The sequence below is a fragment of the Streptomyces sp. Y309 genome (genome assembly GCF_056712025.1).
Genome location: NZ_CM160048.1, coordinates 3,641,292 through 3,664,985, shown reverse-complemented (window position 1 = coordinate 3,664,985; position 23,694 = coordinate 3,641,292). Strand labels below are relative to the sequence as shown.

Genomic DNA, 23,694 nt, shown 5'->3' with positions numbered 1-23,694 from the left:
CGTGGCCCGGTACGCCGAAGGCCCCGCCTCCCGGAGGGGAAGTCAGGGCCACGGCGACGTACCGACGTACAAAAACCTCAGAAGCGGCGCGTAATCAGCGCCCGCTTCACCTCCTGGATCGCCTTAGTCACCTCAATACCCCGCGGGCACGCGTCCGTGCAGTTGAACGTCGTCCGGCAGCGCCACACGCCGTCCTTGTCGTTCAGGATCTCCAGGCGCTGCTCGCCCGCCTCGTCACGCGAGTCGAAGATGAAGCGGTGCGCGTTGACGATCGCCGCCGGGCCGAAGTACTGGCCGTCGTTCCAGAAGACCGGGCAGGACGACGTGCACGCGGCGCACAGGATGCACTTCGTGGTGTCGTCGAAGCGCTCGCGGTCCTCGGCGGACTGCAGGCGCTCGCGGGTCGGCTCGTTGCCCGTGGTGACCAGGAAGGGCATCACGTCGCGGTACGCCTGGAAGAACGGGTCCATGTCCACGACCAGGTCCTTCAGGACCGTCAGGCCCTTGATGGGCTCGACCGTGATCGGCTTGGCCGGGTTGATGTCCTTGATCAGGGTCTTGCAGGCAAGGCGGTTCTTGCCGTTGATGCGCATGGCGTCCGAGCCGCAGATGCCGTGGGCGCAGGAGCGGCGGAACGTCAGGCTGCCGTCCAGATCCCACTTGATCTTGTGCAGACCGTCGAGGACGCGCTCCTTGGGGTCGATCTCCAGCTGGAAGTCTTCCCACGTCGCGTCCGCCGAGATCTCCGGGTTGAAGCGGCGGATCCGGAAGGTGACCGTGATGTACGGGGAGTCGGCGAAGCCCGGCTCGGGCTTGGCGTCTTCCTTTTCGAGGGTCGGGGTAGCCATCAGTACTTACGCTCCATCGGCTGGTAGCGGGTCTGGACGACCGGCTTGTAGTCGAGGCGGATCGAGTCCTTGCCGTCGTCGGCGACCTCGCGGTACGCCATGGTGTGGCGCATGAAGTTGACGTCGTCGCGGTTGGGGAAGTCCTCGCGGTAGTGGCCGCCGCGGGACTCCTTGCGGGCGAGCGCCGACACCGCCATGACCTCGGCGAGGTCGAGCAGGTTGCCCAGCTCGATGGCCTCCAGGAGGTCGGTGTTGAAGCGCTTGCCCTTGTCCTGCACCGAGACGTTCTTGTAGCGCTCGCGCAGCTCGGCGATCTTCTCGACGGCCGTCTTGATGGTCTGCTCCGTACGGAAGACCATCACGTTGGCGTCCATCGTCTCCTGGAGCTCCCGGCGGATCTCCGCGACCCGCTCGGTGCCCCGGGAGTCGCGGAGCTGCTCGACGAGGGAGGTCACCAGGCCCGCCGGGTCCTCGGGCAGCTCGACGAAGTCGCTCTTCGCCGAGTACTCCGCGGCGGCGATGCCCGCGCGGCGGCCGAAGACGTTGATGTCGAGGAGCGAGTTGGTGCCCAGGCGGTTGGCGCCGTGCACGGACACGCAGGCGACCTCGCCGGCCGCGTACAGGCCCGGGACGACCGTCGTGTTGTCCGCGAGGACCTCGCCCTCGACGTTCGTCGGGATGCCGCCCATGGCGTAGTGCGCGGTGGGCTGGATCGGGATCGGGTCCGTGTACGGCTCGATGCCGAGGTAGGTGCGCGCGAACTCCGTGATGTCCGGGAGCTTGGCGTCGAGCTGCTCCGGCGGGAGGTGCGTGAGGTCCAGGTAGACGTGGTCGCCCTCGGGACCGCAGCCGCGGCCCTCACGGATCTCCGTGTAGATGGAGCGGGACACGACGTCACGGGACGCGAGGTCCTTCATGACCGGCGCGTACTTCTCCATGAAGCGCTCGCCGTCCTTGTTGCGCAGGATGCCGCCCTCACCGCGGGCGCCCTCCGTCAGCAGGATGCCCATGCGCCAGATGCCGGTCGGGTGGAACTGGAAGAACTCCATGTCCTCCAGCGGCAGCCCGCGGCGGTAGCAGGCCGCCTGGCCGTCACCGGTCAGGGTGTGCGCGTTCGACGTCACCTTGAAGAACTTGCCGGTGCCGCCGGAGGCGTAGACGACGGCCTTCGCCTGGAAGATGTGGATCTCGCCGGTGGCCAGCTCGTACGCGACGACGCCCGCCGACTTCTTGACGCCGTCCTCCTCCACGATCAGCTGGTCGAGGACGTAGAACTCGTTGAAGAACTCCACACCCTCCTTGACGCAGTTCTGGTAGAGGGTCTGGAGGATCATGTGGCCCGTGCGGTCCGCGGCGTAGCAGGAGCGGCGCACCGGCGCCTCGCCGTGGTTGCGGGAGTGGCCGCCGAAGCGGCGCTGGTCGATGGTGCCGTCCGGGGTGCGGTTGAACGGCAGGCCCATCTTCTCGAGGTCCAGGACCGCGTCGATGGCCTCCTTCGCGAGGATCTCGGCGGCGTCCTGGTCGACCAGGTAGTCACCGCCCTTGATCGTGTCGAAGGTGTGCCACTCCCAGTTGTCCTCCTCCACGTTGGCGAGCGCGGCGGCCATGCCGCCCTGCGCGGCGCCCGTGTGGGAACGCGTGGGGTAGAGCTTGGTGAGCACGGCGGTGCGGCTGCGCTTCGTCGCCTCGATGGCGGCGCGCATCCCGGCGCCGCCCGCGCCGACGATGACGGTGTCGTACTTGTGGATCTTCATGACGTGGATTACCTCAGCCCCGTGCCTAGCGGATGTTCGGGTCGAAGGTGAAGATCACCAGCGTGCCCAGCAGGATGGTGAACACCGTGGCGGTGTACAGCAGGCCCTTCAGCCACAGCCGCGTGTTCGGGCGCTCCGCGTAGTCGTTGATGACCGTACGCAGGCCGTTCGCGCCGTGCAGCATCGCGAGCCACAGCATCAGCAGGTCCCAGACCTGCCAGAACGGGGACGCCCAGCGGCCCGCGACGAACGCGAAGCCGATCTTGGAGACGCCGCCGTCGAGGACGAGCTGGATCAGCAGGTGGCCGAGGACCAGGACGACGAGGACGACGCCGGACAGGCGCATGAACAGCCACGCGGCCATCTCGAAGTTGCCGCGGGTCGAGCGCGGCGTCTTCGACGTGCGCTTGCGCGGGGCCTCGATGACGGGGGCAGGGTGGTCGACGTCGTAGAGCGAGACGCCCTCGACGGGTCCGACGCCGGAGCCGCCGGACTTTTCTACGGTCGTGTCAGTGGACATCTCTGGCCTCAGCTCCCGAATACTTCGCGGACGGCGTGGCCGAGGACCGGGTACAGCGCGCCGACCATCAGCACGATCCAGATGCCCATGACGGTCCAGAGCATCTGCTTCTGGTAGCGGGGGCCCTTCGACCAGAAGTCGACGGCGATGACGCGCAGGCCGTTGAGTGCGTGGAAGAGGATGGCGGCGACCAGGCCGTACTCGAGGAGCGCGACGATCGGCGTCTTGTAGGTAGCCACGACATCGTCGTACGCCTCGGGGGAGACGCGGACGAGAGCGGTGTCGAGGACATGCACGAACAGGAAGAAGAAGATGAGGACACCGGTGACTCGGTGAGCCACCCATGACCACATGCCTTCCCGGCCGCGGTACAGCGTTCCAGCCGGCACGGAAGAACCCTCCGGGAGCGGGGATTGGGGCCGGCCGCCATCTTTTTGCCGATGAGGACACAGTTTGTCGGTCGAGCCCGGCCGGGTACGGTCCACCGGCCGCTCGTCATCGTATCGACGAGTTGTCGGCTTCCTCGCCCCGGGTCCTCTGGTGTGATCAAACAGGCAATCAAACTGGTACGTACGGGCTATCGCGGTGCGGACCGCCGCGCGGCGCCGCGGGCGGAGCGGGCTGCTCGGGGGCGCCGTCCACCGCGTGTTGCGCCTGGTCGCGGACGAGGCGGGCGAGGCGGCCGCGGGCGAGGCGGCGCAGTTCGTCGGCCGCCACCGCGCGCTCCTCCTCCGGGTCGTTGCCGAGCCGGTCGCGGATGGAGGCGAGCAGGTGGTCCAGGGCCTCGCTGCGGGTGACGTCGTCGAGGCAGATCACGAAGGCGTGGCCGAAGCGGCTCTCGTAGGCGGCGGTGGCGGCGCGCAGGGCGGTGGCCGCGGCCTCGTAGGCGCTGCCCGGGGGGAGCGTGGGTTCCAGGGGCTCGGCGGCGAGGGCTTCGGTGAGGTCGTCGGGGGCCAGGTCGTAGGCCGCCTCGTCGGCGGCGGCGAGCAGGGCGTCCAGGTCGGGGTAGGGCCGGTGGGCGGTGACGCGGTGCGCCCAGTGGCGGCTTCCGCAGCAGGTCATGAGGGCGCGCTCGGCGGTTTCCGCCGGCGCTGTGTTCATCGGGTCCAGGGCGTCCGGTATGGCGCGGTGCGGCGGCAGGGGAGCTCCTCGGCGAGAGCAGCGGGCGACGGGCCGGACCCCGGCGGGGGCGTGGGATCCCGGGGCGAGGTCTGGGGCCACGCTAGCGGGGTGGGGGCGGAGGTGGCCCTGGGGTACCCGGAAATCACCCGAATGGGAGAGTTTGGGGACGTTGGGTGGACGCGCGCCGCCCCCGGGGGCGGGCTTAGCGTGGGGGTGTGGAGCCCTTGATTTCGCTGATCTCGCCCCTCTCTCCCGGCGGCTCTCCTGGCCGCGCCGCCCTTGCCGTGCCGGGCGGCGAGAGCGGCGACACGGGCGGTGACCGGCGGTGATACGGCGACGCCTCGCCGCGGGCGCGGGCCTTGTCACGGCGGGGGCCGTGGCCCTGACCGTCGGGTTCTGGCCCGACGGGGGCGGCGGCTCCGGGGACGTGGGCGGCCGGGCGGACGGCAAGGGGACGGCCTCGTCGGCGGCCCCGCGCGCGCCGGAGCCCACGAAGTCGTACGCCCTGTCCGAGGCGCCCGCCACCATCCCCGCCGTGCGCGAGCACGAACCCGCCCGCGGGCCCGGCTGGCGGCCAGGCGACGGCGGCCGGGTCGTCGTGGGCGACGGCCGCCTCGCCGACGAGGCGCGGCTGCTCGCGGGGGAGCTGCGGCTGAAGTACGGGGGCGAGGCCAAGCCGCGCGAGGGCGATGTACGCCTGGAGCTCTCCAAGGGCAAGGGCAGACGTGATGCGGGCGGTGGCGCCGAGTCGTACACCCTCACCGTGAAGAACCGCGTCGTCCGTGTCGCCGCGCCCGCCGAGGCCGGGGTGTTCTACGGCACCCGCACCCTCAAGCAGGAGGTCGCCGACGGCCGGACCGCCCCGGAGGGCGTCATACGGGACGAGCCCGCCAAGCCGCGCCGCGGCTTCATGATCGACATAGCCCGCAAGCACTTCTCCGCCGGCTGGATCGAGGACCGCATCCGCGAGCTCGGCGACCTCAAGTACAACGAGATAGGCCTGCACTTCTCCGACGACCAGGCCTTCCGCATCGCCTCCGAATCCCACCCCGAGGTCGTCTCCGCCGACCACCTCACCAAGGACCAGGTCCGCCGCATCGTCGACCTCGCGGCGAGTCGGCACATGAGCGTCGTACCGGAGATCGACTCGCCCGGACACCTCGGCGCCGTCATCGCCGCCCACCCCGACCTGCAACTGCGCGACAGCGGCGGCGCGCCCACGAGCGGCGCCGTCGACATCTCGAAGCCGAAGGCCGCCGAGATCGTCGACGACCTGCTGCGCGAGTACGACGAGCTGTTCCCCGGGGCGCACTGGCACCTGGGCGCCGACGAGTACCAGGCACTGACCCGCAGCGACCCCGAGGCCTCCTTCCCGCAGCTCGCGGCCGCCGCGCGCGACCGCCTCGGCTCCGGCGCCCGCGTCCAGGACCTGGCGACGGCGTGGCTGAACGACCGCGCGAAGGCGATCGGGCCCGGCCGGGAGGTGCGGGCCTGGAACGACGGGTTCTTCCGGGGCGGCGTCACGGGCGTCGACGACCGCGTGGAGGTCGCGTACTGGACCGGCAAGGAGATCGGCGCGCGCGAGCCCGTCGAGTACCTGCGCGACGGCCGCGAAGTCGTCAACTACAACGACGAGTTCCTCTACTACGTCCTCGGCCAGCCCAACGAGTTCCGCTACCCCACCGGGCAGCGCATCTACGAGCAGTGGACCCCGCTGGTGCTGCGCGGCACCCGGCCGGTCCCCGCGTCGTACGACCGCCAGATCCTCGGCGCCACCTTCGCCGTCTGGTGCGACCTCGCCGGCGCGCAGACGCAGGAGGAGGTGGCCCGCGGCATCCGCATGCCGCTGCGGGCGACGGCACAGAAGCTGTGGGACGAGCGGGAGCCGACGCGGTCCTGGGACGAGTTCGTGGGGCTCGCGGGGCGGCTGGGGTAGCCCCGGGGGCCGGTTCCGTGGGCGACACGCACCCGTGGCTTGCGGCACGCACGCGTGGCTTCGCCTTGCCGCACGCGCGGATCATCCGCATGTGCTGTGTCCGATCCGTGCTTTCGATGTGCTTTCGGTGGCGCACGCATCCGCCCTGTGGTGTATTCGGCCACACGTCGGAAAGCACGGAAAGCACGGTTCGAGCACAACGGGGGCACGGAGATGGGCTACTGGGGGTACTACGTCGTGGGCCGGAGCGAGCGGCCGCTCGGTGAGTTCGCGGCGGTGGCGGGCGCACGGGACCGGCTCACGCTGCTTGAGCGGCGGCCGGACGGATGGCAGGTCTGGGAGTGCCCGTCCGACGGCACGGTCGACGTCGGCAACATGAACACGCTCGCCCGCGAGACCGAGGCGCCCGCGCTCTTCGGCTACGTCCTGGACAGCGACTGCGTGGTCGTCGAGGCGGCGGCGCCGGAGAGCGGCGCGTGGACGACGTGTCTGGCCCGCGACGCGATGGCCAAATACCTCGGCGAGGCCGAACTGACCGTGGAGGACTACTTCCTGGAACCGCCCGACGCCGCCGAGCGCGCCGTCGCCTGGGCCGCCGAGTCCGGCAGGACGGCACGGCCCGCCGCCCTCCTCGACGTCCTCACCGCCGACCCCGAACCGTCCGCCGAGGAACTCTTCTTCCGCTTCCTCGACCGGCTCGGGGTGCTGCCGCAGTAGCCGCACACGCCGTCGAATTCCGGCCGCAGTGGCGCGACAGTGACGTTCCCGGGGCTCCGGACGCTGTAAGGGCAAGTGGGCATGCGGAGGTGCCCAGTCCGCGACAGGAGACGGCGTACGTCATGAGTACGAGCCCTTTGCCCAGCTCTGACCCGCACGCGCGGGCGGGCGACGCATGGCCGGACAGCGCGCCCCTGGGCGCCGCACAGTCGGAATCCGGCCGACCGAGTCTGGTCGACCTGATCGCCCGCGCCGACGAGACCGCCCTCGCCGCGAGCGGCCTTGGCTGCCTCGACCGCTGCCTGCCGCTGCTCGACGGCGCCGACCAGGCGCTGAGGCCCCTGTGGGTGAGCCTCGCGGACGGCACGGCGTGGGAGGGGCCGCTGACGGAGGTACGGGCGGCGCTCGGCGCCGGGCCGGGCCTTGACACGGCCCCTGACACCGCGGAAGCCGCGGCCCCTGACACCGCGGAAGCCGCGGCCCCTGACACCGCGGAGGCCGCCGCCCTCGCCCGGCGCATGCTCGACGCCGTCCCCACCGCCCGCTCGGCCGCCTCCCTGCGCCCGTGGGCCGACGGCTGCTCGGCCGCCGCACTCCAGATCCACCGCCTCCTGGACGCCCGCGACGAGGCCGTGTCACCACTGGTCTCCGCCGAACTCCGCCGCCAGGTAAGGGTCCTGGAACTACTCGGCGGCACGACGGGCACAGGCGGCGGCCTACGCCAGGTCCTCGACGTGTCGACGGAGGGCCGAAGGGTACTCCGGGCGGTGGTATCGCGAGCACGCCGCTCGGGGACGACTCCGGACTGAGCGGGCGCGCCGGTTGGGAGTCGTGCCGGGCTAAGTGGGCGCGACGAAGTCTGCTGCGGCACGAAGCGCGCCCCAAAGGGGCGCGGGGAACTGCGCGACCAACCCCCACCGGCCGACAGGCAAAGCACCGCTCCAGGGACGGCTCCGAATCGGGCGCAACGGGCCCGCTGCGGTACGAACCGCGCCCTGAAGGGGCGCGGGGCTGTGTCGATGTGCGGCTCCGCCGCGTGGGCGCGACAAGCCCCCACCGGCCCGCAGGCGAAAGCCCGCACATCCAGCGAAGCGCTATCGCGTAAGGGCCTCGCCCAAGTGCGCCCCCTCCGGCGTCCCGAGCTGCCCCCGCCCGTAATAGACCCCGCTCTTGAGCGAGACAACCCCCGCCCCGTCGGTGTCCAGTTGCAGCACGGTCCCGGTGCCAGAGTCCTCCCCGTCCGCGCCGACCGCGAGGTCGACGCGGCCGTCGCCGTCGAAGTCGGCCAGCGTGACCGCCGAGCCGAGGCGGTCGCCGGACTCCGTGGCGCCGGGGACGTCCGGCTCGTCCTGGCTGACGGCGCGCGCGCCCGCGCCCGTGAGGCCCGACCGCGTGCCCTTGAAGAGCAGCGACGTGCCCGCGTCCGTACGGGACGTGCCCGCGCGCGTGATGTCCTCGCCGGGGGCACCGGCCAGGACGTCCGCGTACCCGTCCTTGTCGACGTCGCCCACCGCCACCGACCAGCCCAGCGCGTCGCCCGCCTCGGCCGCGCCCGGCACTCCGGCGCTCGCCTGGTGGACGGTCGTCGCGCCGGCGGAGGTCAGGCCCGAGGCCGACCCGGGCACGACCGTCACCTGGCCCCCGGCGTGCGCGCCGGACTCGGAGGTGTACGGCTGGCCGACGACGAGGTCGGCCAGGCCGTCGCCGGTCACGTCGCCCGCGGCGACCGAGCGGCCGCCCTTGACGGACAGCGTGCCCACCCGGCTCAGGCCCGAGCGGGTGCCCTTGAACCAGACGACCTTGCCCTGGCCCGCGGCGTCGCGGTAACTGAGGGCCACGTCGGCGTACTTGTCGCCGTTGAAGTCGCCGGACGCGGCGTCCGCGTACGCGATGGCGCCGTCGCCGGACGTGACCGTGCCGGCCGTCTCGTGGCCCGCCGAGAAGCGGGCCGCCCAACTGCCGCCCGTGCCCGTGGCGGCGGCGAACACGTCCGCGTTGCCGTCGGCGTTGAAGTCGCCGGAGGCGACGGCCGAGCCGAACCGCGCGCCGCTGTAGGCGAAGTCCTCGGAGAGCTGCATGTCCGTGCCGGACGTGAACTTCGGGCCGTACAGCATGGTCACGGCGCCGCGGTCCTTGTGGCCCGACGTGTCGTCCTCGCCGGGCGCGCCGATCACGAGGTCCGCGTGGCCGTCGCCGTCGATGTCGCCCCACGCCGTGGCCGCGCCCCACAGGTCGCCGGACTCGCTCACGCCGGGCACGCCCGTACTGGACTGCGTGAGCGTCTTCTTCCCGGCGGCGACCGGGCCGCCCGCGCCGCCCGGCACGACGGTCACGGACCCCTTGGACCCGGACGCGCGCGGCGTGGCCGCGACGAGGTCCGCGGTGTCGTCGGCCGCGTACGCCGCCGTGGTGACCGGGAGCGCCACGGCTCCCGTGCCGCCGAGGACGACGGCCCCGACGGCCAGCCATGCCCCGCGGTGCGCCTTTCGCAGGCTCAAATGCCCCAACCCCTCTGGTGAACCGGTGAGTTCGGTGAACCCATTGAACACTGGTGAACTTCTGGTGAATCCGCGAGTTCGTATGACGGCCGAGGAGGCCGAAGGGTTGTACGGGGCGGGGGGATTTGTCACGTGACGTTTCCCGCATCGCGCGGATGTGACAACGGAGCGGACGGCCACGCAGGGTTTATCGAAGAGGTTCATGAGAATCGCATGAGAGCGCGCGGCGGAGACGGGTGGGGACTGTGGGGCTGAAGGCGGCACTCGGGACTCGGCGCGGCGGACGCCGCGCCCGGCTGCGGGGTGCGGCGGCCGTGCTCGCGGCCGGTTCGCTGGCGTCCGCGCTGACGGCCTGCGGCACCGAGGACAAGCCGGTACGGCTCAGCGGCGGGACCTTCACCGAGCAGCTGCCCGCGGACCGGGCGCGCGGCGAGCGGCTCGCGACCGAGGGCATGGACCTGCTCAGGTCGGCGGACTCGCTGCGCATCAAGGTCGAGATGAGCGCGGGCGCCACGGGCGGCGGCTCCGACCGGCACCAGGAGGTCACCCTCCACCTGGACCGGCGCAGCAACTGCACGGGCACCTTCGACTCGGGCCCCGGCCAGCGCGGCGACCTGATCATGGTCGCGGGCGGCGCGGCGTACATACGGTTCACGGACGAGTCGCTGGAGACGATCCGGACGATGGCGCAGTCGCGCGGCCCGGCGGTGGTGGCGAAGGTCGAGGAGCGGATCGCGCTCATCCAGGGCAAGTACGTGAAGGTCCCGGCGGGCGACGGCAGCTCGGGCCGGCCGATGATGCCGGGCGCGCAGTGCGACCTCGACGAGCTGCTCGGCAAGCTGGACGGCGCCGGGGACGACGGCTTCGACGGGCAGATACAGGCCCGGCCCGCGACCTACCGCTACGGCAAGCACGTCATACCGCTCGTCGAGCCGAAGGCCGACGGGGCTCTGGAGACCAACGCCATGTACGTCGCCGCCGAGGGCAAGCCCTACATCACCGCCATCGACCTGGAGCAGGACCGCGGCCGGATGACGATGCGGATGTCCGACTACGGCAAGCCCGTGGAGGCCCACGCCCCACCGGCGGCCCAGACCGTCGACGCGAGCGAGCTCGGCGGCGGCCCGGCGGGGGCGGACCTCTTCGAGGTCTGACCCACGCCGCCGGAGGGGGTCCCCGCCCGGCGGAGCCGGGCTGTCGGGGTGGGTGAGCGGCCGGGGCCGCCACCCCCCACAGGAGAGGCCCCGGCCGTCACACGGCACGAACCGCGTGGCGGTCCGTACTCCCTTCTGCGTCCTCGGTGCGTTTTCTGTCACACCGCACTGCGTCACCCGCTAGTTGCATGTTGTACAAACATGGACGCGCACCGGTTTCACGCCGTAGCGTGCAGTTTCGCGCCGCGTCGCGACCCACCACCGCGACCGCCGACCGGACCCACCGCGAGCGGTGCAGCGGCGCACGACCGCGACAGGGCAGACCCGTGAGAGCGGCGCCGGGCCAGGCGCAGAGGGGCACGCAGTGCAGGGGGAGGACGACGCCGAGCTGACCGCCGCCGTGCTTGCGGCGCAGGACGGGGACGAGACCGCGTTCCGGACTGTGTACCGCGCCGTGCACCCGCGGCTGCTCGGTTACGTACGAACGCTTGTCGGCGACCTCGACGCGGAGGACGTCGCGTCCGAGGCGTGGCTGCAGATCGCCCGCGACCTCGACCGGTTCAGCGGCGACGCGGACCGCTTCCGCGGCTGGGCCGCGCGCATCGCCCGCAACCGCGCCCTTGACCACATCCGGATGCGCGGCCGCCGCCCCGCGATCGGCGGCGACGAGACGGAGCTCACCGGCAGGCCCGCCGAGGCCGACACCGCCGGCGAGGCGATCGAGTCCCTCTCCACGGACGCCGCGCTCGCCCTCATAGCCCAGCTCCCGCAGGACCAGGCGGAGGCCGTCGTGCTGCGGGTCGTGGTGGGCCTCGACGCCAAGAGCGCCGCCGACACCCTGGGCAAACGCCCCGGCGCCGTCCGCACCGCGGCGCACCGCGGCCTCAAGCGCCTCGCCGAACTGATGGGCGCCGAGGGACCGGCGCAGGGGCAGGGTCTGGGCGCCGTCCCCCCGCAGCCGGACCCGCACGGACGTGCCGTGCCGCCGTCCCCGTGTGTGACGCATTCGCGTACGCGGACGCAGAAGGACATGTGATGGCCGACGAGCAGTACAAGTGGCTGGACCGTGACGCGGCGGAGAGACTGCTCCGCGGCGAGCGGCTCGAAGGCATCGGCGATCACGAGCGCGAACAGGCGGAACGCCTCGCCGCGGCGCTTGTCGCGCTCCGCGCGCCCGCCCCCTCGGACCCCGCCCCGAAGGCCGAACTCCCCGGCGAGGCCGGAGCGTTGGCGGCGTTCCGCGAGGCGCGGGGGGCCGCGGGAGCGGGAGAGGTTTCTGGGGCTGGGGCGGCTGGTGCGGCCGGGGCGGCTGGAGTCGCCGACGCGGTGGGGGTTCCTGGGGCGGCTGGGGCTGGCTCTGGGGTTTCTGGTGTGGACGGTGTCCGGGGTGTTTCCGGTGGTGCTGGTGCGGGAGCTTCCGGGGTTTCCGGTGCGGGCGGTGTCCAGGGCGCTTCGGGCCGTGCTCGTGCGGGCGCTTCCGGTGGTGCGGGCGGTGCGGGCGGTTCGGCCGCCGGGGCCGGTGCCACGCCCGGCGTGCTGACCGGTGCCGGTGCCCGTCGAGGCAACGGTGACCAGTCCGTACGGATCGGGCGCGCCGCCAACGGCCCGCGTCCCGCCCGCTGGGCACGCCCCGTGCGGCTCGGCGCGGCCGCCGCGCTGGCCGCGTGCATGGTCGGCGGAGTCGCCGTCGCGGCCGGGACCGGAGTGATCCCCTCGCCGTTCCAGCGGAACGAGCAGGGGCCCGCGACCAGCGCGTCCCCGGTGGCGACGCCGGAGCAGCCGCTCGGCACGCCGTCGGACGACGCGGCCGACCCGCCGGACGAGCTGCCCGACGACGACAGCTCCGTCCTGGACGACGACACCACCAAGGACCCCGAGAGCAGCGCCCCACCCGAGGACACCGAGACCCCCGGCGGAGGCGGCGGCACCGCCGGCAGCGGCGGCGAGGACCCCGCCGACAAGCCCGGCACCGACCCGGGCACCGGCGTCGGCCCCGGCCCCGACGAGGGCCACAACCGGGGCGAGGCCCGGAAGAAGTGGTACAAGCGCATGGCCGCGCACTGCCAGGCCTACCGCAGCGGTGAGCTCCAGGGCGACAAGCGCCGCAAGCTGGAAGAGCTCGCCCGCGGCCCCGCCCGCGTGGACACGTTCTGCGAGCGCGTCCTCGACGGCGGCAAGAACGGCGGCAAGGACGACGACGGCCACGGCGGCGGAGGCGACGGCAACGACGGCAACAACGGGGGCGACGACAACAACGGCGGCGGGGACAACAGCCCCGGCGACGGCCAGAGCGGCGGCGGCCCCGGCGGCCACGCCCCGCCCGTCAAGCTCCCCGCCCCGCTCCCGCAGCCCTCGGCCTCGTACAGCACCCTGCCGGTCCGCTGACCGCCCCGCGTGCGCCGGGCGACCACTCCCCGCGCACCCGCCACGGACGTGTGACCCACACCGCACCGCCAGGGTGTGACGTTTTCCGAATCAGCGACGCAGTAAGAAGTGAGCCGACTGGTCATCGGCTGCGCACGAGCCGGGGTTCCCCCCGTACCTACGGCTCCGTGCCAAATGGCGCGGGCGGGATACGTTCCCCCGATCCCGCCCGCGCTGCATTTTGCGCCTAAACCGGCGCGCGCTCTCGCGGACCAAATGCTCGCCGTGGGGGTTTCTCAATTGATGGTTGCGGTTCTTCGTTGGTTACTTATAGAAGATGGCGCCGTCGTCACTTGTAGATGACGACCCTGTCGCCTGTCTTGACCTGCTTGAACAGGCTCGCGATTGCCTTCTTGTCGCGTACGTTCACGCAGCCGTGGGACGCGCCGTTGTAGCCGCTCGCCGCGAAGTCCGACGAGTAGTGCACGGCCTGGCCGCCGCTGAAGAACATGGCGTACGGCATCGGGGTGTCGTACAGCGTCGACACGTGATCGCGGTTCTTCCAGAACACGCGGAACTCGCCCTCGCGTGTCGGCGTGTATTCCGAGCCGAAGCGCACGTCGACCGTCGTCACGGCCTTGCCGTCGATCATCCAGGTCAGCGTGCGGCTTTCCTTGCTGATGCACATGACCCGGCCGGTCAGGCAGCGCCGGTCCGGCTTCGCGGGCGGCATGCCGCCGTCGGGATACAGCTCGTGCCGCGACGGCTCGCGCGTCATGGCCAGGAGCCGGTCCCAGGTGCGGGTGTCGGTCGCACCCGTGCGGAGCAGCCCGCGCTTGCCCTGGAAGCCCTCGACCGCGGTGGCCGTGACCGGACCGTACGTCCCCGTCGGGATCTGCCCGAACCAGCCGATCTGCCGCAGCCGCGCCTGCAGTTCGCGCACCTTCTTCCCCTCCTGGCCCCGGGCAAGCAGCACCGGCCCGGGCTCAGGAGGGGGCGGCGGCGTGCTGGCCCGCGGCCGGGGCGGCGGCACGCTCGGCACCTTCGACGCGGGCAACTCCGCCCGGGACACGGGCGACTTCATCTTCGGCAGCTCGGGAGTGGGGGAACTCCGTTGCGTGGGGCCCGAGTTGGCAGACCCGCCCGTAGCGGATCTGTCCGAAGCAGATCTGTCCGAAGACGTGCGGGTGGGTGGCGACTTCTCGTCCTTCCCGCCCGCGCCGACGGCCTGCGCCGTGCACCCGCACGCCAGGGCCAGGGCCGCGACGGCACCCGCCGCCGCGCGCCCCCTGGCTATCGCACCCCTGCTCATCGCATCCCCCACGTCACTCCACGCCACTCCACCGGACATCCCTCCCCGAAGTCTTTCCCATGAGCGAATGCTTGGGAAGCCTGCGCCGGCGGCGCCGCGCCGGGGCCGTCAGTGGTGCCAGGCCTGGCCGTCCACGTTGTAGATCATGCGCTGGAGCACCTTCAGGGCCCGTACGTACTCGGCGTCGTCGATGCCCTCGTGGATCTGCCCCCGCGTCTGCTGCTGCAACGCCGCGACCCGCTGCTGAAGCGCGGTGCCCGCGTTGGTGATGCACAGCGTGCCCTCCTGCTCCTGGGTGAGCAGGCCGCGGCCGACCAGGGCGTCGATGTCGTGGTGCAGCGGCCCCTCGCCGAACTCCAGGTAGCCGCGCAGGACCTCGACGACCTCCTTGCGGTCGCGGCCCGCCTCGTGGCCGACGAGCTGGTTCAGGATCCACCACTGGGGCTGGGTGAGCCCGTGCTCGGCGAGCATCGTGCGGATGTGGTGCACGACGGCCTTGCCGGCGGCCGAACTCCAGTAACCGATCGGCTGGTTGACCAGGTCGGCGTCGCTGTGGGAAGGGCTGAAGGGCGCGTTCTTCGAAACGTGGCCCGTGTGCGTGTGCGTGTTCGCGTTCGTGTTCGTCATGTGTACGAACGTAGAACCTCAAGCTTGGTTGAGGTCAAATGCTCCGCGAGGCCCTTTCCGTCCGGGCCCGCCCACGCGACGTACCCGTCCGGACGGATCAGGTAGAGGCCCGGTACGTACGGCGCGCAGGCGTCCGTGTGGTGCGTGTGCACCAAGTCGCCGTTCAGGGTGGGCAGTTCGGCGTCAACGGACATGGCGAGCAAGGTGAAGTGCGGGCCCCGGAAGGCGTCGAAGAGGCGCCCCTCGCCCAGCGGGCCGTCCGGGGCCCGGTCGCCCGCGTGCGGGGAGCCGTCCGGCAGGGCGGCGCGCGCGGCGGGGGTGCGGGCGTCCGCGGAGAGGGAAGAGTCGCGGTATTCCAGGCCGAGTTGGCGGGTGGCTTCGCCGCGCCTGCCGGTGCCGTGGTGGATGCGCGTGGACAGGTCCAGCATCCGCGCCGCGATCGGCCGCCGCTCCTCCTCGTACGTGTCGAGCAGCGCCGTGTCCGCGCCGTGCCGCAGCACCGCGCCGAGCTTCCAGCCCAGGTTGTAGGCGTCCTGCACGCTGGTGTTCAGGCCCTGGCCGCCCGCCGGTGAGTGCACGTGCGCCGCGTCGCCCGCCAGGAAGACCCGGCCCGCGCGGAACGCGTCCGCGAGCGCGGCGCGCGGCCGGAAGTCGGAGGCCCAGCGCACCTCGGTGATGTCGTCGGCGGCCAGATGGGTGCGGGCCGCGACCGCCTTGCGTACGCCGTCGGGGGACGGGTCGGGCCCGGCGGAGTCCGTGAACCGGGCGACGAGCTGGAAGTCCGGCGTGCCCGGCAGCGGGCAGATCACCGCGAACCCGCCCCCGTGGGCCGCCCCCGCGGCCGCGTCGGTGCCGTCCGGCGGGAACACGTGCCAGTTCTCCCGGTCGAGCGCCCCCTCGGCGATCCGGGTGTCCGCGACGAGCATCGGCTGCGGGTCCACCGTCTCGCCCGTCATGCCGATGCCGAGTGCCTGTCGCACGGCGGAGCGGCCGCCGTCGGCGGCGACGGCGTACGCGGCGCGGACCGACCTGCCGTCCGCCAGGCGCGCCGTGACCCCGTCCGCGTCCTGGTCGAGCCCGGTCACCTCGGTGCCGAAGGCCACCACGCCGCCCAGCTCCGTCAGGCGCGCGTACAGGATCTCCTGCGTACGCCACTGCGGCAGCAGCCACGGACCCGCGTACGGCGCCGACTCCGTCGGCTCCGGCTCGTCGAACATGCGGTACTCGCCCTGCCGGGCGCCGCCCTGCCACACCATGCCGACCGGCGCCGGGCCGCCCGACTCCAGGACGGCCCCGAGCACCCCGAGGTCGTCGAAGATCTCCAGGGTGCGCGGCTGGATGCCCTTGCCCCGCGAGCCGGGGAAGAGGCCCGCCGCCCGCTCGACGACGAGCGCGCGCACGCCCCGGCGCGCCAGATCGCAGGCGAGGGTCAGGCCGGTGGGTCCCGCGCCCACGACGAGTACGTCGAGGACGTCGGTCGTTACTGAAGGGTTTGCACCCATTCCCTTAACGTTGTTAAGTGCCATGCCTCGAGCCTGCGCTTAACGGTGTTAAGTTGTCAAGGTGGCAACGACACGACTGGACCGGCGGCGGGTGGCGCGCGTCGCGCTCGACCTGCTGAACGAGACCGGCCTCGACGGCCTGACCCTGCGCGCCATCGCGAAGGAGCTGGACGTCAAGGCCCCTGCGCTGTACTGGCACTTCAAGGACAAGCAGGCGCTGCTCGACGAGATGGCGACGGAGATGCTGCGCCGCATGACGGCGGACCTTCAGGGCGAGCCGGACGCCGACTGGGAGACGGCGGTCACGACGGCCATGCGCGGCCTACGCCGCCACCTGCTGCGCTACCGCGACGGCGCGAAGGTCTACAGCGGCACGCACTTCACGGACACGTCGTACGCCGCGCCGATGGAGGCGCAGCTGCGCAGGTTCACGGAGGCGGGCTTCACGCCGGGCGCCGCGGCACGGTCCTGGCTGACGGCGTACAGCTACACGATCGGGTACGTGATCGAGGAACAGGCCTCGGGCCCCGCCCCGGACGCGGGCGAGGGCGGCTACGACCTCGCCGCGCGGGCCGAGCGGCTCAAGGACTACCCGCTGGCGGTCGCCGCGGGCGAGGAGATGTTCCGGGAGTACGAGGACGGCTTCGAGGCGGGCCTCGCGGCGGTCGTCGCCGGGATCGGGGCCACTCTTCGGGGGCCGGGTGCTACTTCGCGCGACCCCGGCGTACGGCCCGCGTGACGACCGGCGGCAGCAGGTCGGCGGCGATCCGGCGGGCGCGGGAGCCCGCGGCGGGGGGCCTGCGGGACCCGGCCGCGGGGGACTGCGGGGCGGTGCGGGCGGCGGGCTCCTGGGCGCGGTAGTGCCGCGACGGGGGGAACTCGGGGGCCGCCATGCCCTTCTTGGACTTGACCCGGACGATCCGGTGCCCGGCGGCCTCCTGCACGCTCAGGTGGCAGTCGTCCCGCCCGCGGACCATGGCGAGCAGCTCCTCCTGCACCGGGCCCGGGTCGTCCCAGGTGCCGTACAGCTTCTGGGTGCTCAGGCAGATCGGCCGCAGGCCCCGGTTGAGCACCGCCTCCCAGGCCGCGATGGAGACGCCCGGCGTGTGCTCGGAGCGGAAGTCGTCGAGCACCACCACGCCCTCGGGCAGCAGGGTGTCCCTGGCCGCGCCGATGTCCCCGTGCACGTGCTCGTACAGGTGCGAGGCGTCGACGTGCACGAACCGGCAGGATTTCGGCGGCACTTCGGCCGGCACCAGCGAGCTCGGCCCGCGCAGGACGCGCGGCAACTCGTCGTGGAACGACAGGTAGTTCCGCTCGAAGGCCTGCTTCGTCAGCGTCGGATAGGACTTGTTGGACTCCGCCTTGTTGGCGCCGTCCGGTGCCTCGTCCTCGAAAAGATCACAGACCGTGTACTCCTCGCCGTCCCGCAGGTGATGGCCGAGGAATATCGCACTCTTGCCCATATAGACGCCGATCTCCAGAAGATCGCCGCGCACTCCCCGGCTCTCCTGCCGGGTCAGGAACCAGTCGAAAAGGACCTGATCGAGCGGCGGAAACCAGCCGGGAACGTCGCTGAGCTCTTGGGGAAGTGCGGAAGTGTCGTGCGCAGCAGGCATGAGGGATAACCACTCTCTTGTTGCGGACGCAAGTTCCCGAGGACGCTAGGAGATACCCCGGGCACGGTCAAGGCGCGTGCCGCAATGCTGCTTTTGGACATCCGCGGGACGGCCGAGAAGCCCCGGGGAGATGAATTCCCCGTGAACGCGAGTGGGTTATCACCTTACCCGCAGCTTTGGTGCGGGGCATTTCCGTGCCCCGCACCCTCGCTTCCGTGCCCCGCACCCCCGCTGAGCCAAGCGCCGCCCGCTCAGCCCAGCGCCGCCCGCTTGATCGACCGGGCCCGGCGCGCGACCTTGCGCACCGCCGCGTTCCGCGGAATGAAGGCGAGCTGCACCGGGATCCCACCGGGCAGCCCAAGGGCGGTCAGTCGGCGCTTCTTGAAGTAGCGGAACGTGCGGTCGTTCAGGTGGGCCGCGAGATAACGCTCCGTGGCCGGGCGCAGGCCCGGGTAGATCTTGGGCTGCATGGCGAAGCCCACGGCCCGCACCAGGCCGGACAGCGCCGCCAGGTCCGGCTCCCGGCGGCCGCCGGTGACGGCCGCGCGGTCGCCGAGGTCGGGCAGCAGCGCGTCGACCAGGGTGACCGGGATGCGGTTGCTGTTCTCGTACGGCTTCAGGCGCTCCAGGAGCGTCTCCGTGCCGATGCGGGCCACCGGCAGGTCGTAGAACGCCGAGGCGGTGAGCAGCGCCGTGGAGAAGCAGCCGACGACCAGGGCGGGCCGCATCCGCTGGTAGAGCACCTCGGCGAGGACCGGCGTGTCCAGGACGGTCAGCTCGACACCGAGCCGCGCGGCCTCCTTCTCCAACTGCCGCGACCAGCGCGCCGGGGCCGTCGGATGCGGCTTGAACACCACCCGGGTGTGCCCGAGCGCGGCCGCGCCGCGCAGCATCCGCGCGTGCAGGTCCTCCTCTTCCTCGGCGGTGAGGATGTTGAGCGCGGAGAGGTACTGGCCGAGCAGCAGCGCGGGCCCTTCGACCTGCGGCAGCGCGTCCAGGGTCCCCGACTCGCCCTCGCCGTCGGCGAGTTCGCCGAGGACCTTCAGGAAGATGTCGGTCGGTACGATCTCGGGCTCGACGCCGAACTCGGTGAGCAGCATCGGCTTGAGGCCGGGCACCAGGTCGAGGTGGAGCAGCCGGCGCACCCGGGTGCCGACCAGCGGGTCGATCTTGTTGCGGGTGGGGCCGTAGCTCATCAGGCCGTCGGCGTAGACGTCGACGGGCGCGCCCGTGAAGATCTGCGTGAGCGCGAGCGCCGGGTGCACCTGGATGGACTCCACGGCCAGCTCGACGGTGTCGTCGCCGAGGCCCCAGGCCAGCCGCAGATAGCGCTGCCACAGCGGCAGGTCGTCGCCGCGCGGCGACCAGGCGCCCGGGTGGAACGGCGAGATGGCCTCGTTCCAGGACAGCACGTCGTCGAAGCGGCCGCGCAGCCGCTCGAAGCCCGGCATCGTGTCGACGGACGGCGTGGTCTCCGGGGTCGCCGCGTTGTTGGCGATCAGCAGCACGCGCCGGTCGGCCGGGCCGAAGCGGTCGGCGTCCAGGGCGGCGGCCAGCGTGGCGACGCCGTACAGCGTGGACGCGAAGAAGATCTGCGTGGTGCGGCGGCGGGCGTCCGGACGCGCGGCGGCGAGAGCGGCGGCGTGCGGGTCGCGCACGGGCTTCTCGGTGCCGCCCACCACCTGTCCTGCGGGGCTCACGCGGCCACCTCCCCGGCGGCGACGGGACGCCGGCGCAGCCGGCGCAGCCGCGTCGCGCGCTGCATGTCCATGGAGTCCAGGGCCTCGTCGAGGACGCCCTGCGGCATGCGCTTGAGCGCGGCGGCGCTCAGCGACTTCAGTTTCCGGGCCACGGCCGGCTCGAACCTTTCGATGGATCCCAGATGGTGGGAAATGATCGCGCAATACGTGCGGACGGCCTTCGGGAGCAGGATGTCCGCGTCGCGGTCCTCCGCCGTCTCCCGCACCACCTGGTCGAACGCCTTGATGAAGTCGAGCTGGCGTACGTCGCCGATCTGCGTGAGCGACGACGAGACACCGCGCCGGTAGAACACGCCGAGCAGCCCCAGCGCGGCGAACGACTTCGCCTCGCGGTGCAGCCGCCAGATCCACGGCCGGTCCTCGGCCGTGCGCAGCCCGTGCGTGAAGTGCAGGAATCCCTGGTCGAGCAGGCGCCGGTGGTACATGCCGGCCCAGGCGAAGGCGTAGTCCACGGACGTGGAGCGGTCGGCGGGCAGTATCACGTCGCGCGGGGACATCACCACGCCGCGCAGGCCGTGCGGCACCCGGTGCACACTGCGGGCGCGCGCCGTGCACTGCACATGGTCCGTGCGGACGAAGTCGCAGCCCAACTCCTCGATGGACGCGACCAGTTGCGCGTAATATCCGGGCGCGAGCCAGTCGTCCCCGTCGAGGAAGGCGATGTACTCGCCGCGGGCCGCGTCCAGACCCGTGTTGCGGGCCGTGGCCAGGCCCCCGTTCTGTTCGTGTCTGAGATGGACGGCGCCCGGGAGCTCGCGCGCGGCACGTTCCAGGACCTCCGGCGTCTCGTCCGTCGAACAGTCGTCGACGAGAATGAATTCGAAGTCGTCACGCGCGTTCGCGTGCAGGGACTTCAAGGTGTCGGGCGCGTATTGCTGCACGTTGTAGAACGGCACGATGACGGAGAGCTTAACCACGTGCGAGACGTTAGGTGTCGGCCCGGCATTCGTCTTGACCCAGGGTGGGATGTCAGGTGAACGAAGCGTGGCGGAATGGTTAACCGGGCACCCCGTCACCCATTCGGCGGGCCGCTTCGCCATTCGTCGGCATGCTGTTAACCGTTTGTTGCACCTGAGTTGGGCCATCAATCGGAATGCCTTCCTAGCGTCTGCGATGTGCCAGTAAGCAACAAGACGACGCGGGTCGCCGTGCTCGCCGACTCCGACACCCGATGGAAATGGGGCTCGCTCACCGCGAGCCGCCTCGCGGGGTCCGCGGAGGCCGCAGAGGACACAGCGCAGGCAGCGGACGGGCGGGACCGGGCGGAACTCCGCCTCGACGGATACCTGCTGCGCGGCCGGGCCACCCCCACGCCCCGCCAGCTCGAAGAGGTGGGTGTGCGTGCGGACAGCCTGCGCGAGGTCACCGCCATCGAGTTCCTGAGGGCGATCGAGGCCATGGAGGCCGACGGCCGCGACGAGGACGCGTACGACGTCATCGTCCTCGCCCTCGTCGGCGGCGCCGTCCAGGCGGTCCTGCACGGCCTCGCCCGCGTCTGGCACGGCCGGGCCCGCCGCCCGGTCGTCGTCACCGGCTATGTCGGCGTGGTCTACGAGAAGCTCGCCGACGGACTGCTGCTGAGGCACGGCGCGGACGTCGTCCTCGCCAACTCCCGCCAGGACGCGGAGCGTTTCCGCGACGTGTACGACGGTGTGGGCGCCGACGCGTCCGGTGTCGTGGAGGCCGCGCTGCCGTTCCTCGGCGGCGAGCCGTACGCCCCGCGCGAGCCGTACACCGTCGTCTTCGCCGCCCAGCCCTCCGTGCCGGAGAAGCGCGCCGACCGCAGCTACCTGCTGTCCCGCCTGGTCCAGCACGCGAAGCGGCACCCCGAGCGCGAGGTCCTGCTGAAGCTGCGCAGCAAGCCCGGCGAGCACACCACGCACATCGAGGAGCTGCCGTACCAGAAGCTGGTGCGCAGCGAGGAGGTGCCGTCCAACTTCCGCCTCGTCTACGGGCACATGGGCGAGGTGCTCGACCGCACCGACCTGCTCGTCACGGTCAGCTCCACCGCCGCGCTCGAAGCGCTGCACCGGCGCGTCCCGACGGCCGTCCTCACCGACCTCGGGGTGCGCGAGGCGCTCGGCAACCACGCCTTCATCGGCTCGGGCTGCCTCGCCTCCTGGGACCAGCTCGACGCCGGGCACAGCCCGACGCCCGACCCCGAGTGGGTCGCGCGGCAGGGCGTCGCCGCCGACGGGGCGTACGAGACGGCGTTCGACGCGGCCCGCAAGCGCGTCACGGAACTGACCGAACGCGCCCGCGACGGCTCGCTCCCGCCGATCCGCCCGTACTACACGCTGGTCACCGCCCCCGGCTACCTGCCCGGCATACTCGCCCGCCACCACCTGGGCCCGGACGCCGCCCCGCTGCCCGGCGCGCCCGCCGCGGACCGCGATCCGGGACCCGTCCGCCAGGCCGTCCGCAGCGCCGCCCGCGGCGCCTACCGCCACGGCGTGCAGCGCGTCGCGCCGGTCATCCGACGGATGGGCGAGCTGTGACGCCGCCGGACGCGGGCGGGCGCCCCGCGATCCCGCCGCAGGACGGGGACGGGCGCGCCGTCATCCCGCCGCAGGCCGCGGCCCGAGCGGACCGGCCGCAGCTCCCGGCTCTCCCCGCTCTCCCGCAGACAAGCCCCCCACTTGGCACCCCCGAAGGAGCCTCCATGTCCAAGCCCCACCCAGAGGGCGAACCGGTACGCCGTGTCCTCGCCGTCATCCCCGCGCGCGGCGGGTCCAAGGGGGTGCCCGCCAAGAACCTGGCGCCGGTCGGCGGCATCCCGCTGGTGGCCCGCGCGGTGCGCGCCTGCGTGGCCTCGCCGCTGGTCACCGACGTGGTCGTGTCCACCGACGACACGGTGATCGCCGAGACCGCCCGCGCCGCGGGCGCCGAGGTGGTGCTCCGCCCCGCCGCCATCGCCGGCGACACGGCGACCAGCGAGGCCGCGGTGCTGCACGCGATGGACGGGTACGAGGACCGGCACGGCGTCACCGTCGACGTGGTCCTGCTCGTCCAGTGCACCAGTCCCTTCATCACCCGCGAGGACGTCGACGGCGTGGTCGGGGCGATCACCGGGGCCGGCGCGGACACCGCGCACACGGTCGCGGCCTTCCACGGCTTCGTCTGGCGCGACGCCGGCGACGAGCCGCCCGCCATCGAGGAGGCCACCGCCGCCGAGGGCGGCTCGACCAAGGTCGTCACCGACACCGTCACCTCCGGCGGCTACGGCGTGAACCACGACAAGTCGTTCCGCCCGCGCCGCCAGGACCGCCCCCAGGACCTCCTGGAGACCGGCGCGGTGTACGGCATGGCGGCCACCGGCTTCCGCGAGCACAAGCACCGCTTCTTCGGCCACACCGAACTCGTACGCACCGACCCGGCGCGCGTCCTTGAGATCGACGACCCGCACGACCTCGCCCGCGCCCGTGCCCTCGCCCCGCTCTTCGACGCGGTCTGCTCAAGGGACGAAGCGGCGCTCCCGACCCGCGACGACATCGACGCGGTCGTACTCGACTTCGACGGCACCCAGACGGACGACACGGTGCTGATCGACTCCGACGGACGGGAGTTCGTCACCGTGCACCGCGGTGACGGGCTCGGCATCGCGGCCCTGCGCAGGTCGGGCCTGACGATGCTGATCCTGTCCACGGAAGTGAACCCGGTCGTCGCCGCGCGCGCACGGAAACTGAACATCCCCGTGCTGCACGGCATCGACCGCAAAGACCTCGCACTGAAGCAGTGGTGCGAGGAGCAGGGCATCGCTCCCGAGCGCGTGCTCTACGTCGGCAACGACGTCAATGACCTCCCGTGCTTCGGCCTTGTCGGCTGGCCCGTGGCGGTCGCGAGCGCCCACGACGTCGTGCGCGGCGCCGCACGCGCGGTCACCTCCGTCCCCGGCGGTGACGGCGCGATCCGAGAGATCGCCGCCTGGATCCTCGGCCCCTCCCTCAACAGTTAAGGACAG

General features: G+C 72.2%; 21 protein-coding genes. 9 read left to right on the top strand and 12 right to left on the bottom strand.

All coding sequences use genetic code 11. From position 1 onward, the window contains the following. Positions 1-77 precede the first annotated feature (77 nt). From AC0KTA_RS14195 to AC0KTA_RS14175, 5 genes are all read right to left on the bottom strand, one after another. Positions 78-848 carry a succinate dehydrogenase iron-sulfur subunit gene (locus AC0KTA_RS14195; RefSeq protein WP_481055495.1) on the bottom strand — a complete coding sequence of 257 codons (771 nt, stop codon included), beginning with the start codon at positions 846-848 and terminating at the stop codon, positions 78-80. Next, a complete protein-coding gene (sdhA, locus tag AC0KTA_RS14190; RefSeq protein WP_481055494.1) occupies positions 848-2,602 on the bottom strand; it encodes a succinate dehydrogenase flavoprotein subunit in 1,755 nt (584 codons plus the stop codon). Before sdhA ends, AC0KTA_RS14195 begins: the two co-directional genes overlap by 1 nt. 25 nt (positions 2,603-2,627) lie before the next feature. Beyond that, complete coding sequence (locus tag AC0KTA_RS14185) at positions 2,628-3,122, bottom strand: succinate dehydrogenase hydrophobic membrane anchor subunit (protein ID WP_481055493.1); 495 nt, start codon at positions 3,120-3,122, stop codon at positions 2,628-2,630. Positions 3,123-3,130: 8 nt separating this feature from the next. Next, complete coding sequence (gene sdhC, locus AC0KTA_RS14180; RefSeq protein ID WP_399657900.1) at positions 3,131-3,511, bottom strand: succinate dehydrogenase, cytochrome b556 subunit; 381 nt, start codon at positions 3,509-3,511, stop codon at positions 3,131-3,133. Positions 3,512-3,680: 169 nt separating this feature from the next. After that, entirely contained in the window at positions 3,681-4,223 is a 543-nt protein-coding gene (locus tag AC0KTA_RS14175) for a 2-oxo-4-hydroxy-4-carboxy-5-ureidoimidazoline decarboxylase (protein ID WP_481055492.1), read from the bottom strand. Between the two features lie 346 nt (positions 4,224-4,569). Between AC0KTA_RS14175 and AC0KTA_RS14170 the strand changes: the two genes are divergently transcribed. The 3 genes from AC0KTA_RS14170 to AC0KTA_RS14160 all read left to right on the top strand — a co-directional run bounded on the left by AC0KTA_RS14170 (position 4,570) and on the right by AC0KTA_RS14160 (position 7,706). Continuing rightward, on the top strand, positions 4,570-6,180 hold the full coding sequence (locus tag AC0KTA_RS14170) for a beta-N-acetylhexosaminidase (protein ID WP_481055491.1): 1,611 nt from the start codon (positions 4,570-4,572) through the stop codon (positions 6,178-6,180). 213 nt (positions 6,181-6,393) lie between these two features. Further along, positions 6,394-6,897 carry a hypothetical protein gene (locus AC0KTA_RS14165; protein WP_481055490.1) on the top strand — a complete coding sequence of 168 codons (504 nt, stop codon included), beginning with the start codon at positions 6,394-6,396 and terminating at the stop codon, positions 6,895-6,897. A gap of 122 nt (positions 6,898-7,019) precedes the next feature. After that, entirely contained in the window at positions 7,020-7,706 is a 687-nt protein-coding gene (locus tag AC0KTA_RS14160) for a hypothetical protein (RefSeq protein ID WP_481055489.1), read from the top strand. 285 nt (positions 7,707-7,991) lie between these two features. Here AC0KTA_RS14160 and AC0KTA_RS14155 read toward each other — a convergent pair whose 3' ends face one another. Further along, a complete protein-coding gene (locus AC0KTA_RS14155; RefSeq protein ID WP_481055488.1) occupies positions 7,992-9,395 on the bottom strand; it encodes an FG-GAP-like repeat-containing protein in 1,404 nt (467 codons plus the stop codon). A gap of 236 nt (positions 9,396-9,631) precedes the next feature. Here AC0KTA_RS14155 and AC0KTA_RS14150 point away from each other — a divergent pair, with 236 nt between their 5' ends. The 3 genes from AC0KTA_RS14150 (at position 9,632) to AC0KTA_RS14140 (ending at position 12,934) form a co-directional block, all read left to right on the top strand. Then, entirely contained in the window at positions 9,632-10,549 is a 918-nt protein-coding gene (locus tag AC0KTA_RS14150; protein WP_481055487.1) for a hypothetical protein, read from the top strand. A gap of 364 nt (positions 10,550-10,913) precedes the next feature. Further along, on the top strand, positions 10,914-11,585 hold the full coding sequence (locus tag AC0KTA_RS14145) for an RNA polymerase sigma factor (protein ID WP_481055486.1): 672 nt from the start codon (positions 10,914-10,916) through the stop codon (positions 11,583-11,585). Beyond that, entirely contained in the window at positions 11,585-12,934 is a 1,350-nt protein-coding gene (locus tag AC0KTA_RS14140; RefSeq protein ID WP_481055485.1) for a hypothetical protein, read from the top strand. Before AC0KTA_RS14145 ends, AC0KTA_RS14140 begins: the two co-directional genes overlap by 1 nt. 328 nt (positions 12,935-13,262) lie before the next feature. Here the strand turns inward: AC0KTA_RS14140 and AC0KTA_RS14135 are convergent, their stop codons facing one another. From AC0KTA_RS14135 to AC0KTA_RS14125, 3 genes are all read right to left on the bottom strand, one after another. Further along, positions 13,263-13,997, bottom strand: coding sequence for a L,D-transpeptidase family protein (locus AC0KTA_RS14135; RefSeq protein ID WP_481055484.1), 735 nt, complete (start codon positions 13,995-13,997; stop codon positions 13,263-13,265). A gap of 336 nt (positions 13,998-14,333) precedes the next feature. Further along, entirely contained in the window at positions 14,334-14,852 is a 519-nt protein-coding gene (locus tag AC0KTA_RS14130; RefSeq protein WP_481055483.1) for a MarR family winged helix-turn-helix transcriptional regulator, read from the bottom strand. Next, positions 14,849-16,354 (bottom strand): FAD-dependent monooxygenase, encoded by a 1,506-nt coding sequence (locus tag AC0KTA_RS14125; RefSeq protein ID WP_481055482.1) that lies wholly within the window; start codon positions 16,352-16,354, stop codon positions 14,849-14,851. The genes AC0KTA_RS14130 and AC0KTA_RS14125 overlap by 4 nt, the downstream gene beginning before the upstream one ends. A gap of 61 nt (positions 16,355-16,415) precedes the next feature. Here AC0KTA_RS14125 and AC0KTA_RS14120 point away from each other — a divergent pair, with 61 nt between their 5' ends. Then, positions 16,416-17,093: a TetR/AcrR family transcriptional regulator C-terminal domain-containing protein gene (locus AC0KTA_RS14120; RefSeq protein WP_481055481.1), complete on the top strand. Its 678-nt coding sequence runs from the start codon at positions 16,416-16,418 to the stop codon at positions 17,091-17,093. Here AC0KTA_RS14120 and AC0KTA_RS14115 read toward each other — a convergent pair. From AC0KTA_RS14115 to AC0KTA_RS14105, 3 genes are all read right to left on the bottom strand, one after another. Then, positions 17,059-17,973, bottom strand: coding sequence for a class I SAM-dependent methyltransferase (locus AC0KTA_RS14115; protein ID WP_481055480.1), 915 nt, complete (start codon positions 17,971-17,973; stop codon positions 17,059-17,061). The two genes, AC0KTA_RS14120 and AC0KTA_RS14115, sit on opposite strands and share 35 nt — an antisense overlap. 251 nt (positions 17,974-18,224) lie before the next feature. Continuing rightward, positions 18,225-19,631 (bottom strand): polysialyltransferase family glycosyltransferase, encoded by a 1,407-nt coding sequence (locus AC0KTA_RS14110; protein WP_481056420.1) that lies wholly within the window; start codon positions 19,629-19,631, stop codon positions 18,225-18,227. A 38-nt stretch (positions 19,632-19,669) separates the two neighbouring features. Continuing rightward, positions 19,670-20,650, bottom strand: a complete 981-nt coding sequence (locus tag AC0KTA_RS14105) for a glycosyltransferase family 2 protein (RefSeq protein WP_481055479.1) — start codon at positions 20,648-20,650, stop codon at positions 19,670-19,672. Positions 20,651-20,848: 198 nt separating this feature from the next. On the opposite strand from AC0KTA_RS14105, the gene AC0KTA_RS14100 reads away from it, so the two are divergent. Together AC0KTA_RS14100 and AC0KTA_RS14095 are read left to right on the top strand one after the other, a co-directional pair. After that, complete coding sequence (locus AC0KTA_RS14100; RefSeq protein WP_481055478.1) at positions 20,849-22,231, top strand: DUF6716 putative glycosyltransferase; 1,383 nt, start codon at positions 20,849-20,851, stop codon at positions 22,229-22,231. Positions 22,232-22,395: 164 nt separating this feature from the next. Continuing rightward, positions 22,396-23,688 carry a cytidylyltransferase domain-containing protein gene (locus AC0KTA_RS14095; RefSeq protein ID WP_481055477.1) on the top strand — a complete coding sequence of 431 codons (1,293 nt, stop codon included), beginning with the start codon at positions 22,396-22,398 and terminating at the stop codon, positions 23,686-23,688. The last annotated feature ends 6 nt before the right edge of the window (positions 23,689-23,694 follow it).